The organism is Streptomyces sp. NPDC059696 (assembly GCF_042733745.1).
In the GTDB taxonomy this organism is placed as follows: Bacteria; Actinomycetota; Actinomycetes; order Streptomycetales; family Streptomycetaceae; genus Streptomyces.
Genome location: NZ_JBHWFG010000004.1, coordinates 57,354 through 71,170, shown reverse-complemented (window position 1 = coordinate 71,170; position 13,817 = coordinate 57,354). Strand labels below are relative to the sequence as shown.

12 protein-coding genes are annotated in these 13,817 nt (G+C 72.2%); 7 read left to right on the top strand and 5 right to left on the bottom strand.

What is annotated here, in order from left to right; all coding sequences use genetic code 11:
- Nucleotides 1-56: 56 nt before the first annotated feature.
- Both lysX and ACFV20_RS05615 read left to right on the top strand, forming a co-directional pair.
- Entirely contained in the window at nt 57-3,347 is a 3,291-nt protein-coding gene (lysX, locus tag ACFV20_RS05620) for a bifunctional lysylphosphatidylglycerol synthetase/lysine--tRNA ligase LysX (RefSeq protein WP_385652703.1), read from the top strand.
- A gap of 89 nt (nt 3,348-3,436) precedes the next feature.
- Nucleotides 3,437-4,282: a polysaccharide deacetylase family protein gene (locus ACFV20_RS05615; RefSeq protein WP_385652700.1), complete on the top strand. Its 846-nt coding sequence runs from the start codon at nt 3,437-3,439 to the stop codon at nt 4,280-4,282.
- 39 nt (nt 4,283-4,321) lie between these two features.
- Here the strand turns inward: ACFV20_RS05615 and ACFV20_RS05610 are convergent, their stop codons facing one another.
- A complete protein-coding gene (locus tag ACFV20_RS05610) occupies nt 4,322-4,990 on the bottom strand; it encodes a class F sortase (RefSeq protein ID WP_385652698.1) in 669 nt (222 codons plus the stop codon).
- A 373-nt stretch (nt 4,991-5,363) separates the two neighbouring features.
- Between ACFV20_RS05610 and ACFV20_RS05605 the strand changes: the two genes are divergently transcribed.
- On the top strand, nt 5,364-5,891 hold the full coding sequence (locus ACFV20_RS05605) for a hypothetical protein (protein WP_385652695.1): 528 nt from the start codon (nt 5,364-5,366) through the stop codon (nt 5,889-5,891).
- A 118-nt stretch (nt 5,892-6,009) separates the two neighbouring features.
- Here ACFV20_RS05605 and ACFV20_RS05600 read toward each other — a convergent pair whose 3' ends face one another.
- From ACFV20_RS05600 to ACFV20_RS05590, 3 genes are all read right to left on the bottom strand, one after another.
- A complete protein-coding gene (locus tag ACFV20_RS05600; protein ID WP_385652694.1) occupies nt 6,010-6,534 on the bottom strand; it encodes a hypothetical protein in 525 nt (174 codons plus the stop codon).
- Nucleotides 6,535-6,758: 224 nt separating this feature from the next.
- The gene (locus tag ACFV20_RS05595; RefSeq protein WP_385652692.1) at nt 6,759-7,523 is read right to left on the bottom strand and encodes a DUF4239 domain-containing protein; all 765 of its coding nucleotides are present in this window, start codon (nt 7,521-7,523) and stop codon (nt 6,759-6,761) included.
- Nucleotides 7,524-7,547: 24 nt separating this feature from the next.
- Complete coding sequence (locus ACFV20_RS05590; RefSeq protein ID WP_385652691.1) at nt 7,548-7,679, bottom strand: hypothetical protein; 132 nt, start codon at nt 7,677-7,679, stop codon at nt 7,548-7,550.
- A 28-nt stretch (nt 7,680-7,707) separates the two neighbouring features.
- Here ACFV20_RS05590 and ACFV20_RS05585 point away from each other — a divergent pair, with 28 nt between their 5' ends.
- From ACFV20_RS05585 to ACFV20_RS05570, 4 genes are all read left to right on the top strand, one after another.
- Complete coding sequence (locus ACFV20_RS05585) at nt 7,708-8,160, top strand: hypothetical protein (RefSeq protein WP_385652688.1); 453 nt, start codon at nt 7,708-7,710, stop codon at nt 8,158-8,160.
- A gap of 293 nt (nt 8,161-8,453) precedes the next feature.
- On the top strand, nt 8,454-9,437 hold the full coding sequence (locus tag ACFV20_RS05580; protein ID WP_385652687.1) for an SCO0930 family lipoprotein: 984 nt from the start codon (nt 8,454-8,456) through the stop codon (nt 9,435-9,437).
- A gap of 334 nt (nt 9,438-9,771) precedes the next feature.
- Entirely contained in the window at nt 9,772-10,584 is an 813-nt protein-coding gene (locus ACFV20_RS05575; RefSeq protein ID WP_385652685.1) for an SAM-dependent methyltransferase, read from the top strand.
- Nucleotides 10,581-12,725: a putative bifunctional diguanylate cyclase/phosphodiesterase gene (locus ACFV20_RS05570; protein ID WP_385652682.1), complete on the top strand. Its 2,145-nt coding sequence runs from the start codon at nt 10,581-10,583 to the stop codon at nt 12,723-12,725. Before ACFV20_RS05575 ends, ACFV20_RS05570 begins: the two co-directional genes overlap by 4 nt.
- Before the next feature lie 136 nt (nt 12,726-12,861).
- Here the strand turns inward: ACFV20_RS05570 and ACFV20_RS05565 are convergent, their stop codons facing one another.
- Nucleotides 12,862-13,746, bottom strand: coding sequence for a LysR family transcriptional regulator (locus ACFV20_RS05565; protein WP_385652679.1), 885 nt, complete (start codon nt 13,744-13,746; stop codon nt 12,862-12,864).
- Nucleotides 13,747-13,817 lie beyond the last annotated feature (71 nt).

Sequence of the window (13,817 nt, the reverse complement as noted above, 5' to 3'; positions counted from 1 at the left end):
ACGGGGCGGGAGCGCTCGACGGGCGAGGTGGCGCTGGTGTTCCTAGAGTCGAAAGCATGAGTGTCATCGCGGACACCTCGACGGCCGACGACACCTCCGGCGCCATACGGCCGCCCCGCCGGGCGCACGGTTTCCTCAGCCGGGTACCCGAGGGCTTCGCGGTCTTCTTCGCCGCCCTCGGTCTGCTCTGCGCCCTGCTGGCGCTGATCCCCCCACTGCGCACCGGGCTGCGCCCCCTCGTCCACTTCCTGGACCTGCTGCTCGTCCCGGTCAGCGCCAACCTCGCCTACGCCGTCTTCCTGTTCCTGCTGGCCGCCGCCACCGGCGCCCGCAAGAAGATCGCCTGGTGGCTGGTCGTCGTCTACCTGGGCCTGCTGGTCCTCACCGACATCCTCGGCATGGCCGTCGGCGAGTTCGCCGAGTCGGTCCCCTCCTTCGTGGTGTGCGGCCTCGCCCTGATCCTGCTCGTCTACGCCCGCAAGGAGTTCTACGCCGCCTCCCGCCGGGCAGCGGTCCGCCGGGCGCTGGCCGTCCTGGTGGCCGGACTCGTCGTCGCGATCCTGGTCGGCTGGGCCCTGGTGGAGGCCTTCCCGGGCAGCCTGCCCAGCGGCCAGCGCCTGGCCTGGGCCGCGAACCGGGTCTGCGGCGGTCTCGTCCCGGCCGACAGCTTCGACGGCCGGCCCCCGCACGCCCTGTACTTCCTGCTCGGCCTGTTCGGCGCACTGGCCCTGCTGAACGCCGCCGCCACCCTGTTCCGCTCCCAGCGCCTCGAAGCCGCCCTGCACGACGACGAGGAGACCCGCATCCGGGCCCTCCTCGGCCGCTACGGCGACCAGGACTCGCTCGGCTACTTCGCCACCCGCCGCGACAAGGCCGCCGTCTTCTCACCCAGCGGCAAGGCCGCCGTCACCTACCGCGTGGAGGCCGGGGTGTGCCTGGCCAGCGGCGACCCGGTGGGCGACCGGGAGGCCTGGCCGCGCGCGATCGCCGCCTGGCAGGAGGTGGCCCGCCGCTACGCCTGGGTCCCGGCCGTGATGGGCGCCTCCGAGGAGGGCGCCCGGGCCTACGTCCGCGCCGGGCTCGGCGCGCTCCAGCTCGGCGACGAGGCCATCCTGCACGTCCTCGACTTCGACCTGGACGGCCGCGACATGCGCGTCACCCGCCAGGCCGTCAACCGGGTCCGCCGCACCGGCGTCACCTGCCGGGTCCGCCGCCACTCCAGCCTCTCCGAGGAGGAGATGCGGCAGCTCGTCGAGCGTGCCGACGCCTGGCGCGACACCGAGACCGAGCGCGGCTTCTCCATGGCCCTGGACCGCCTCGGCGACCCCGCCGACGGCGACTGCCTCCTCGTCGAGGCCCTCGACCGGGACGGCCGGCTCCTCGCCATCCAGTCGTTCGTGCCCTGGGGCAAGGACGGCGTCTCCCTGGACCTGATGCGCCGTGACCGCACCGCCCCCAACGGCGTCATGGAGTTCATGGTCGCCGAACTGTGCGCCGCCGCCCCCAAACTGGGCGTGCGCAAGGTCTCGCTGAACTTCGCAGTGTTCCGCTCCGTGTTCGAGGAGGGCGCCCGCATCGGCGCCGGGCCGGTCCTGCGCCTGTGGCGCCGCCTGCTGCTGTTCTTCTCCAAGTGGTGGCAACTGGAGGCCCTGTACCGCTCCAACGCCAAGTACCACCCCGAGTGGTACCCCCGCTTCCTCTGCTACGCGGAAGCCGCCTCCCTCGCCCGGGTCGGCCTCGCCTCCGGCATCGCCGAGGGCTTCGTCTCCGTACCGTCGATGCGCACGTTGTGGGGAAAGGGAAAGGGGCACCCGAAGGGCGGGCAGCGGCCCGCCACCACGGAGGGGCTGCCGTCGTTGGCGGCGCTCGGCCTCGCCGGAGGGGACGGGACCGAGCCCGCCGACCCCCTCGCCGGCCTGTCCGACCAAGTCCGCGTCCGGCACCACAAACTCGACCGGCTGCGCGCCGACGGCACCGACCCCTACCCCGTCGGCGTCCCGGCCCGCACCCACACCCTCGCCGAGGTCCGGCAGGGTGAGCAGGTCACCGTCGCCGGGCGGATCATGCTGGTCCGCGACTTCGGCGGCATCGTCTTCGTCGTCCTGCGCGACTGGTCCGGCGACCACCAACTCGCCCTGACCCGCGACGGCTCCGGCCCCGCCCTGGACCGCTTCACCGTCGACACCGACATCGGCGACCACATCACCGTCACCGGCCGGGCGGGCGTCAGCGACAAGGGCGAGCCGACCGTCTTCGTCACCTCCTGGCAGCTCACCGGCAAGTGCCTGCGCCCGCTGCCCGACAAGCGCAAGGGCCTCGCCGACCCGGAGGCCAAGGTCCGCCGCCGCTACCTCGACCTGGTCGCGAGCCCCGACGCCCGCGAGGTGATCCGCGCCCGCTCCACCGCCGTCCAGGCCGTGCGCCAGGGCCTGCTGGCACGCGGCTACCTGGAGGTCGAGACGCCGGTGCTCCAGCAGATCCACGGCGGCGCCAACGCCCGGCCCTTCACCACCCACATCAACGCCTACGACCTCGACCTCTACCTGCGCATCGCCCCCGAGCTGTACCTCAAGCGGCTGTGCGTGGGCGGCGTGGAGAAGGTCTTCGAGATGGGCCGCACCTTCCGCAACGAGGGCACGGACTACAAGCACAACCCTGAGTTCACGATCCTGGAGGCCTACCAGGCGTACGCCGACTACGACGTGATGCTCGACCTCGTCCGCGAACTGATCCAGGGCGCCGCCACCGCCGCCTTCGGCAAGCCCGTCGCCCACCAGGACGGCAGGGAGTACGACGTCTCCGGGCAGTGGCCCGTCAAAACCGTCTACGGCGCCGTCAGCGAGGCCCTCGGCGAGGAGATCCACCCCGGCACCGACCTGCCGGAGCTGCTCCGGCTCTGCGACCGTGCCGACGTGCCGTACACCCCCGACGACGGCCACGGCGACGTCGTGCTGGAGATGTACGAGCGGCTCGTCGAGGAGAAGACCCAGCTGCCCACCTTCTACAAGGACTTCCCGACGGACGTCTCCCCGCTCACCCGGCAGCACCGCACCGACCCGCGCCTCGCCGAACGCTGGGACCTCGTCGCCTTCGGCACCGAACTCGGCACGGCCTACTCGGAACTGACCGACCCCGTCGAGCAGCGCCGCCGCCTCACCGCCCAGTCCCTGCTCGCCGCCGGGGGCGACCCCGAGGCGATGGAACTCGACGAGGACTTCCTCGACGCCCTCGAGTACGCCATGCCCCCCACCGGCGGCCTCGGCATCGGTGTCGACCGGCTGGTCATGTTCCTCACCGGCCTGACCATCCGGGAGACCCTGCCCTTCCCCCTGGTGCGGCGCCGCTGACCCACTTGCGTGAGCCGAGCGGGTGAATGTGTGCCGCCACACCGGTGTTGCTCGCGAGCGTCGGCCTTCGGCCGGGCGACTGATGAGTCATGAAGAAGGATCAGTTGCTCACCCGGCTGCTCACCCGGCGCCAGGCGTTGATCGCGGGCGCCGGAGCCGTGGGAGCGGCCGCGACGGCCGGAGTGGTCACGGCGGTCACCGGGGACGCGTCCACCCCTTCCGCCCCCGCGGCGGGCCCCCAGGCCCGGCGCCCCGGCACGTCGTCGGCGTACCGGCTGCAGCCCCTGACCGGTTACGGCCCGCCGCGCGCCGCGCCCCGCCGGACCCTGGTACGCCGTGAGGCACCGCTGCGCGTGTCCGGCCGCGGCCGCACCCTGGTGCTGACCTTCGACGACGGCCCCGACCCCCGCTACACCCCGCACATCCTGGACACCCTGGCCGAGTACGACGTGCGGGCGATGTTCTTCGTGTGCGGCGAGATGGTCGCCGGCGGCCGGAACCTGCTGGCCCGCATGGCCGACGAGGGCCACGTCGTGGGGAACCACACCTGGTCCCACCCGCTGCTCACCCGGCTCACCCGACGGCGGATCCGCTCCGAGATGCAGCGCACCAGCGACGTCATCGAGGACGCCTACGGGCAGCGCCCCGAGTGGTTCCGCGCTCCCTACGGCGCCTGGAACCGGGCCGCCTTCGAGCTCGGCGCCGAGATGGGCATGGAGCCCCTCGCCTGGACGGTCGACACCCTCGACTGGACGACCCCCGGCGTCGGTTCCATCGCGAACCGGGTGGAACGGGGCGCCGCACCCGGGGTCGTGGTGCTCTCGCACGACGCCGGCGGCGACCGCTCGCAGAGCGTGCGGGCCCTGCGCCGCTATCTGCCCGAACTGCTGGACTCCGGCTACCACGTCACCGTGCCCCGGCGGCACTACGCCTGAGGCACGCCCCGGGGCCTTCGCCCGCCGGGCCGGGAGCGCTCAGCGCACCGCGACCAGGCGGGCGAAGGCGACGACGTTCCCCGCGTAGCCGTCCTGCTTGGAGAAACCGCCGCCGCAGGTGATGACCCGCAGTTCCGGAGCGCCCTTGGAGGCGTAGACACGGTCGCCCGGGAAGTTGTTCTTCTCGAACACCTCCACGCCGTAGATCTCGAACTCGGCCGTCTTCCCGTCCTGCCGGGCGACCTCGACGCGATGGCCCTTCTTCAGCGCCCCCAGCCCGTAGAACACGGCGGGACCCTGCTGGTTGTCGACATGGCCGACCACGACCGCCGTGCCCTTCTCGCCGGGGGTGACGGCACCGGTGAACCAGCCGGCCAGGTTGGGGTCCTCCGGCGGCGGCGCGCCGACCCAGCCGTCCGGGTCCAGACCCACCGGGATGATCGGCGCGTCGACCTGGATCGCCGGGATCCTGACCCGGTCCGGGAGGGCGTAGGGCAGGGGCCGGACGTCACCCGCGAACGTGCCGCCCGGCAGACGGCTGTCCGCCGCGGCCGCCGTCGCCGGCTGGGGCGGGCCCTCGTCGAACTCCCCCGAACCGTTGCGGATGAGGGCGAGACCGGTCAGCAGGACCAGCGCTATCACGCCCCACGGGGCGCGCTTCCTGGGCCGGGCCTCCTCTTCCGCCTGGGCCAGCTCGGACGCAGACATTCGCCATCCCCTCTCGACGCGGCCGTCGCCGTGTCCATCGCGCATAGCGACACGGTCCATCGCGCATAGCGACACGCTAAGTGGCGTGCGGGAAACCGGCGACGGGGCGGCGGCGAACGGGTGGCCGGGGAGGGTGAGGGGCGGTGCGGCGACCTGAGGTGCGCCATCCGAGTTGCCGCCGCGAGGAAATTTCTGACGGTCCGTGACCTGCGGTGATGTCCGAAAGGGAGCTTTTCCCGCACGCCCTTCGCTCACCGGGACGGACCATTCCCGAAATGCGGCTCGGGGCACGGCAACTGACTGTCTTTCTGGGAGGCGCTTTCTCGCCGATCGACCGGGGACGGGTCCCGGGGCGTCTTCCGCGGAGGTTCACATGCGTAACACTCGTGCCCTGGCGGTCGCCGGCGCAGCGGTCGCCGCCCTCGGCCTCTCCGCCCCCGCGGCCGTCGCGTGGGACACGCCCAGCAACATCACCGCCCTGCCCAGCGTGATCGCCCCCGGCGGCCAGCTGACCATCACGGTCGACGGCTGCCGCAACGGCGGCACCGCGACGTCCAACGCGTTCTCGCCGACGCAGCTGTCGCCGGTCGGCGGTGGCGGCGGCGGCAAGGGCAACGAGGGCGACCGGGGCGGCTCCGGCAGCGGGACCGCGCGGGGCACCGCCGTGATCAACAGCAACGCCCGCCCGGGTCCGTACGACATCACGGTCGACTGCAACGGCCGGCGGATGACCAAGCCGCAGGCGTTCACGGTCATCGGTGGTGTCCGCGGCGGTATCGGCGGCAGCAGCACCACCGGCGCGACCCCGACGGACATGGCCATCGGCGGCGGTCTCGTGGCCGCGGCGCTCGTCGGCGGGGGCGTGTTCTGGATGCGCCGCCGGGCCGAGCGGCGCATCTGACACGGGCGTCTCGCCGCCCGTCGTCCCGACGGCAGTCGTCGCCCCGCGTGTGAACGCGTTTCGCCCCGGCTCCCTCTCACCAGGGGAGCCGGGGCGAAACGCGCTGCCGCGGGCCGGGTCAGCCGGCGTCCTCGTCGGTGCGGCGGCGTGAGAAGTGGTAGGCGACGCCGAGCGACCCGGCGATCAGGGCGGCGCCGAGGCCGATCTCCTCGAGGTCGAAGCCGGCCAGTGTGCCGCCCTCGCCGGCGTGCACACCCTTGTGCGGGTGACGCGTCGGGTGAGGGGTGGGGTGGTGCGTCGGACGGCCGCCCGCGATCGTCAGCCGCGCGGTGCCGTTCGACTCGTCACATGCGAACTCCACGTCGTACACGGCGCCGGGCTTGGCGTCCCAGTCGACCTCCGCCGTGGTCCAGGACTCGTCCGGCGGGATGGTGACCAGGTCGAACACCTGGGAGTTCACCACCGCCTCCCCCCGGCACGCCCGGTTGCGCACGACTTGCACGGTGACCTCGCCCCCCGGTGCCACGGTGGAGGGCATGACGCTGAAGCCGAAGTCGCTCTGCATCGCCGCGTCGGCGGGCACGCAGGAGGTGAGGGCGCCGGCGCCCAGCAGTACGGCCGAGGCGAGGCATATCGCGCGCATGGTCAATCCTCCGGGTCCCGAGGAGCAGCCGCGGACCTGTTCCGCGCACGTCACACATGCACCTCGATGCCCGAAACGCTAGGAAAGCGCGCAGTCCGGCGCGATCGCAGTAGCGCGAATGGGGCACGCGTGTGCGCCGCACGGGGGAACACCGCTGACGCGGCCGGGGGACCGCGACGGCGTGTCACGCGCCCCCCGGCCGGTGTCCGTGGTGCGGGGCGCCGTCAGTCCCCGGCGCCCGGAAAGAGGTTCAGGAAGGGGTCCGCCGAGGCGGTCACGCCCCTGCTGTAGGGCGAGTCGAAGTCCCAGATCAGGAACAGCAGGAAGGCGATCAGCGCCGAGAACAGCCCGGCGAGGACCAGTTCGCGTGTCGTTCTGCGGATCTGCAGCGCGAAGATCATCCCGATGGTGATGACGGCTCCCGCGACCAGCCCGAACCACACCACGCCCGGCATGGTCTCCCCGGTCGACTCGGCCCGGGCGATCCGGGCCTGGTTCGCGGCGGTCACCTGGTCCAGCAGCGGCTGGTAGGCCTGCGCCTCGAAGTCCGACGCCGGCTCGTAGTCGGTGACGTCCTGGCGGATCCGTTCGAAGAGCTCGTCGCCCCGCGCGGTCATCTCGCCGTCGTCGGCCATGGTGTCCCACTCGGTGGTCACCACATGGCTCACGTACGTCCGGATGTCGTCCCTGATCCGGTCGCGTTCCTCGACCGGATACACCCGCACCCGCTCCGAGATCTCGTGCAGCGCGGTCGCCTCGGCCTGGACGTGGTCCTGGGCGGCGCTGCGGCCCTCCCAGACGCCGGCGATCGCCAGGCCCAGGACGATGGCGTAGACCACGCCGATCCACATCGTCATGTACTCGATGACGTCCGGGGTCTCACTGGGATCCTCGTCCTCGGGCGCCGCGCGGTGGCGTACGACGGTGATGACGACCACCACGGCACAGGCGGCCAGCATCGCGAGGGTGAGAACAAGCCATTCCGGCAAGAGGTACCTCCAGGGCTTCAGGGATCAGCGCGCGCGCAGCGCGGCGACGGCCACCACCGCGGGCACCGTGACGAGCAGGACGAAGGTGAGCGGCGACACCGTGCCGTTCGCCCGCCGCGGCCGCGGGGGTGCGGCGCGGTAGCGCGGGTAGTGCACGGGCGCCGCGGACGGCCCGGGTGCGGCGGTGGCCGGCGGGGCCGGTGCCGGGGACGCGGGCGTCGTCGTCACGGGCCGCGCGGCCGGCCGTGACGTGACCGGCGCCGGGCGGGGTGTGGGGCGCGCGGGCGCGGGCGTGGGGGGCGGATCCGGGGGGCGGGGCTTCGGCGAGGGCCGCGGATCTGGCGGCGGCTTCGACGGCGTCGGCTTGTGCGTGGGCGTCGGCTTGTGCGTGGGGGTGGGCGACGGCGTGGGGGACGGGCTCGGCGTGGGGGAGGGAGTCGGACTGGGGGAGGGAGTCGGTGTCGGGGTCGGGCACGGCCAGGTCTTCCTGCTCCCGGCGTACGCCACCGCCTCCGTGCCGTCCGGCCCCGTCGAGGCGTACGCACAGGCGTCGGCCACCGCGACCCCGGCCGGTGCGCCGACGAGCGCCCAGGTCAGCGTCGCCGCTGCCAAGGTCCGTGCCGCCAGGGCGGTTTGAGTGGAAAGGGGTCCATGCACGACGAAGATCATGAGCCCTGTGCAGCCGGGATGGGCCGGGGCGCAAGGGGATTGCCCCGAAAGAGGGACATCCGGGTATCGCCGGTTTGATGGGCGGCCGCCCGCGAGAGGGCCGAGGGGCGCAGATGTGCGAGGGTGTCGCGGGGCTCGTCAGGGGGTCCGGAAAGATTTTTGGCCGACGGTTGAACACAATCGGCGTCCCCATGCGTACTCATGGCCGTGCGGCGGCGCAGCAGGGCGCTGCAACACCCTTGCGAATATGGGGAGTTGACGATGAAGACCTCCTGGCGGAGCGCCTCACTCGTGGCGAGCGCCGCGGCGGTCCTGGCGCTGACGACGGCGTGCGGTCAGGACAGCCCACCGGCGGCCAGCCAGAACGTGGGCGCCACGGCCGCGCCCGGGGACTACGGAAACATCGGCGCGGGCACCGGGAACGGAGCGGCCGGCACCGCGACCGGCCAGCCTGCCGCGCCGAGCGCCTCCAGCTCGCTCAATCCCGCCGGCAAGCTGTCGGTCTCCACGGCCGAGAAGGTCGGCAAGGTGGTCACCGACAGCCTCGGTCTCACCCTGTACCGGTTCGACCAGGACACCGAGCAGCCGCCCAAGTCGAACTGCGATGGTGACTGTGCCAAGACCTGGCCGCCGGTTCCGGCCGACGACGCCGAGGCCGGCGAGGGCATCGACAAGGCCCTGCTCGGTTCGGTGACCCGGGCCGACGGCACCAAGCAGCTCACGGTCGGCGGCTGGCCCGCCTACCGCTACGCCAAGGACGTCAACGCCGGTGACGTCAAGGGCCAGGGCGTGGGCGGCAAGTGGTACGCGCTCGCCCCCGACGGCAAGAAGGCGCAGGGCGGCGCGGGCGGTGCTGGCGGCGGCGGTGAGGCGGTCCAGGCAGGGCTGTCCACGCGCGACGATCCCAAGCTCGGCGAGATCGTCGTCGACAAGAACGGCATGACCGTCTACCGGTTCAAGAAGGACGAGGCCTGGCCGAAGCCGGTCTCCAACTGCTCGGGTGCCTGCCTGGAGAAGTGGCCGCTGGTGGAGCCCGTCGACTTCGCCGACACCAAGGGCATCCAGAAGAAGGGCTACATGATCTTCGACCGGGCCGACGGCAAGGGCAAGCAGCAGACGATCAACTGCTCGCCCATCTACACCTTCGCCGGGGACAAGGCCCCCGGTGACACCAACGGCCAGGGCGTCGGCGGCACCTGGTACGCCGTCCGTCCCGACGGAAAGCTGGTCGGCGCCTCGGAGTAACGGTGAAACCTCCCCAGGGTTGATCGTCTCGTCCATCCGAAGCGCAGGACCCGGTCCGCCCCTCCGTGCCCCACGGAGGGGCGGACCGTTTGCCGTGCTTCACCCGAACTCACCGCATTCCCGACGTTCTCCCCCGTGCGGATCGGAACCCTCCGCAATGGCCCCGGACATCGTTCGTCATGTGTTCGAAGGGCATGCCCAGGGGTATCAATGCGGCACGTGCCGCAGGCAGTGACCGGGAACGGATGGTCAATTTCCGTTTCGGGTCGCTCCATTGGCGGGCGATCAGTAGCCTCTGCTCGAACACCGGATCGCCTACGCCTTGGAGAGATAGATGGAGCGTCCCGCCTGGGCCCCACGGAGCATCGACGTCTCGGTGCCCAGCGTGTCCCGGATGTACGACTACTACCTGGGCGGATCGCACAACTTCGAGGTCGACCGGGAAGCGGCCCGCAAGGCCATGGAGTTCATGCCGGGGCTTCCCAAGATCATGCAGGCGAACCGCGCGTTCATGCGCCGCGCCGTGCGGTACGCCGCCGACGAGGGCATCTCCCAGTTCCTCGACATCGGCTCCGGCATCCCCACCTTCGGCAACGTCCACGAGGTGGCACAGGCCGCCCGCCCCGGCGCCCGGGTGGTCTACGTCGACCACGACCCGGTGGCCGTCGCGCACAGCCAGGCGGTCCTGCAGGGCAACGAGGACGCGGGCGTCGTCGCCGCGGACCTGCGCAAGCCCCAGGAGATCCTGACCAGCCCCGAGGTGGAGCGGCTGATCGACCTGAATCAGCCAGTCGCGCTGCTCCTCGTTGCCATACTGCATTTCGTGGAGGACGAGGACGACCCGTACGGGGCCGTGGCCGAACTGGGCGAGGCGCTCGCGCCCGGCAGCCTGCTCGTGCTGACCCACGCCTCCTACGAGGGGGTCCCGCTGCCGCAGGAGCGGGCCGGGGGCGCGGTGGACGTGTACACGAACATCCGCAACCCGCTGATCATGCGCTCGCGCGAGGAGATCGCGCGGTTCTTCGAGGGGTACGACATGGTGGAACCCGGACTGGTGGCGATGCCGCGCTGGCGGCCCGACGCCGCACCGGAGGACGAGGATCCGTACGCGTTCTCCGGGTTCGCGGGCGTGGGGCGTACCGCGTGACCGCGGAACCGGACGGGCCGGAGGACAGACTGCGGCGGTTCGCGACGATCTGGAGCCGGGCCGTCTTCCCCGTCACCTCGACGTCGTCGACCCGTCCCGAGTTCGAGGCTCAACTGCTCCCCCATGCCCGGCGGCTGAGCGAGGCGCTGCGGGCCCGCGGCTTCGACCCCGAGGCGGGCCGGGCGGTCGGTGCCGCCCTGGTGGACGTGCACTGCACCGACCCCGAGGCGCTCAGCCGCACCCTGGACTGCGTCGACGCCTACCTGGTCCTGTACTGCGGGGGCGACGGCGACCAGGAGGGCCTGCGGGCCCGGTGCGCCCGGCTCCAGCACGCGATGGCCGCCGGCTTCGCCCGGGCGCTGCGCGAGCGGACCCTGGCCGAGCAGGAGGCCGTCGCGCAGGCCGCCCTCAAGGCGCAAGGCGTGGTGGCGCAGGCACTGCACGCGAGCGAGGCCCGCTTCCGCGCGGTCTTCGAAGGCGCCGCCATAGGGATCGGCATGGCCGACCTCGAAGGCAACATCCTGCAGGTCAACGGGGCGCTGCTGCGCATGTTCGGGGTCTCCGAGCAGACGCTGCGCAGCCGCAACGTCCGCCAGTGGACCCACCCCGACGACGCCCCGCAGACCTGGCGGCTCTACGACGAACTCGTCCGCGGCGAGCGGGAGCACTACCACCTGGAGAAGGCGTTCTACCGCCCCGACGGGACCGTGCTGTGGACCAATCTGACGGTCTCCCTGCTGCGTGACGCCGACGGCGATCCGCAGTACCAGCTCGCGCTCATGGAGGACACCACCGAGCGACGGCTGCTCAACCTGCGGCTGCGCTACGAGGCCACGCACGACGCGCTGACCGGGCTGCCGAACCGGACGTTCTTCTTCGAACGCCTGGAGAAGGCACTGGGCGCGGGCGAGGGCCAGCGGTTCGGGCTGTGCTACCTGGACCTGGACGGCTTCAAGACCATCAACGACAGCCTCGGCCACGCCGCCGGGGACCGGCTGCTGGTGGAGGTCGCCGACCGGCTGCAGTCCTGCACCACCGCGCCGGGCGAGATGGTCGCGCGACTCGGCGGTGACGAGTTCGTGGCGCTGACCACCGGGCCCGACACCCAGCGTGGCGTCGACGAGCTCGCCGGGCGCATCATGAACGCGCTGCTGGCCCCGATCAGCGTCGACGGCCGGGAGCTGACCGTGCGCGGCAGCATCGGCATCGTCGAGGGCCCGGCCGGGGAGCGCAGTCCTGCGGAGGTGCTGCGCAGCGCGGACATCACCATGTACCGGGCCAAGTCGGCGGGCGGCAACCGCTTCGAACTCGCCGATCCGGAGGCGGACGCCAGGGCCATCACCCGGCACGGTCTGACCACGGCGCTGCCGACGGCGCTGGAGCGCGGCGAGTTCTTCATCGAGTACCAGCCGCTGGTGCACCTCGGCGACGGCAGTGTCCGGGGCGCCGAGGCCCTGGTGCGCTGGCTGCATCCGCAGCACGGGGTGCTGGGCCCGGACCGGTTCATCCCGCTCGCGGAGCACACGGGACTCATCGTGCCGCTGGGCCGGTGGGTGCTGGAGCAGTCGGTGCGCCAGGCCCGCGAGTGGCGGGAACTGCAGGGCGGTGCCGAGGTGGTGGGGCCGTTGCGGATCAACGTGAACCTGTCGCCGTGCCAGTTGACGCATCCCGGTCTGGTGCAGGACACCGTCGACATCCTGGAGCGCACCGGCGTCGAGCCGGACGCGCTGTGCCTGGAGGTCACCGAGTCGGCGCTGATCGGGGCGGACGACGATCTGCTCAAGCCGCTGCGGCGGCTGGCGGAGATGGGCGTCGACATCGCCCTGGACGACTTCGGGACGGGGTACTCCAACCTGGCCAACCTGCGTCGGCTGCCGGTCAGCATCCTGAAACTGGACCGGTCCTTCACGCAGAGCATGCAGCAGTTCCCGGCCGACCCGGTCGACCTGAAGATCGTCGAGGGCATCGTCTCCCTGGCCCACAGTCTGGACCTGGCGGTCACGGTGGAGGGGGTGGAGACGGGCGCCCAAGCCGAGCAACTGCGCATACTCGGCTGCGACACGGCCCAGGGCTGGTACTACGCGAGGCCGGGCCCACCGGAGAGACTGCACGAGCTGGCGCTGGTCGACGCCACGGGCTGAGTCGACCTTCTCGGGGGCGCGGGGAACTGCGCGAACACCCACGACGCACCCGCACCCCCGACGGAAGCGCACCCACGACGCACCCGCACCCCCGACGGAAGCGCACCCCCTACGGCGCTCCCGGCCGGAAACCGCCTCACCGCTCGAGCAACATCCGCTGCAACTCCCGAGCGGCCCGGGGCGGGGCCACGTCACTGCGATGCGCCAGCGCGATCGTGCGGTGCAGGCCGGGTCTGGCCAACGGCGTCACCCGAAGGCCACGCCCCGACCTCGCCGCCACCATCCGAGGCACCACGGCGACCCCCAGCCCGGCCCGCACGAACCCCAGCACCGCATCCATCTCCCCGCCCTCCACGGCGAAGTCGGGTTCGAACCCCTCGGCGCGGCACGCGGCCACGGTCAGTTCCCGTAGGTCGTAACCGTGCCGGAACATCACCAGCCGCTCACCCTCCAGGTCGGAGACCCGCACGGTGCGGCGCCCCCGGCCCGGGGGCGAGGCATCCGGCGAGGAGACCACGACGAGATCCTCCCGCAACAGCTCCACCGTGGTCAGCGCGGGCGACGGGGTCGGCAGGGGCAGGACCACCAGCGCCAGGTCCAGCGCGCCGCGCGCCAGTTCCCGTACCAGGTCGTGCGAGCCGCCCTCCTCGATCAGCAGCCGGATACCGGGATAGCGGTCGTGGAAGGCCCGCAGCACCTCCGGGAGCAGGCCCGTGCAGAGGCTGGGGGTGGCCCCCAGCCGGACCCGGCCCCGGCGCAGCTGCACGAGCTCCTGCACCTCGTGCCGTGCGGTGTCCGCGTCGGCCAGGATGCGGCGGGCCAGCGGCAGGAGCGCCTCACCGGCGTCCGTGAGCGTGATGTTGCCCCGGGCCCGCAGGAACAGGTCCGCGCCCAGCTCCCGCTCCAGCGCTTTGATCTGCTGCGACAGCGACGGCTGCGCGACGTGGACCAGGTCGGCGGCCCGGGTGAAGTGCCGGGTCTCGGCGACCGCCACGAAGTACTGGAGTTGCTGGAACTGCATGCTCCCACGATAGCTCCGGCCTATGGAATCAAGCCGGACCATGTCTTGGACCGATCGGCCGCGCGTCCGTA

Excerpts from the sequence above, each read along its gene's own strand:
- ACFV20_RS05580 (WP_385652687.1), top strand. The coding sequence starts at position 8,454 with ATGAAGACCTCCTGGCGGAGCGCCTCACTCGTGGCGAGCGCCGCGGCG.
- ACFV20_RS05575 (WP_385652685.1), top strand. The coding sequence starts at position 9,772 with ATGGAGCGTCCCGCCTGGGCCCCACGGAGCATCGACGTCTCGGTGCCC.
- ACFV20_RS05615 (WP_385652700.1), top strand. The coding sequence starts at position 3,437 with ATGAAGAAGGATCAGTTGCTCACCCGGCTGCTCACCCGGCGCCAGGCG.
- ACFV20_RS05605 (WP_385652695.1), top strand. The coding sequence starts at position 5,364 with ATGCGTAACACTCGTGCCCTGGCGGTCGCCGGCGCAGCGGTCGCCGCC.
- lysX (WP_385652703.1), top strand. The coding sequence starts at position 57 with ATGAGTGTCATCGCGGACACCTCGACGGCCGACGACACCTCCGGCGCC.
- ACFV20_RS05565 (WP_385652679.1), bottom strand. The coding sequence starts at position 13,746 with ATGCAGTTCCAGCAACTCCAGTACTTCGTGGCGGTCGCCGAGACCCGG.
- ACFV20_RS05610 (WP_385652698.1), bottom strand. The coding sequence starts at position 4,990 with ATGTCTGCGTCCGAGCTGGCCCAGGCGGAAGAGGAGGCCCGGCCCAGG.
- ACFV20_RS05600 (WP_385652694.1), bottom strand. The coding sequence starts at position 6,534 with ATGCGCGCGATATGCCTCGCCTCGGCCGTACTGCTGGGCGCCGGCGCC.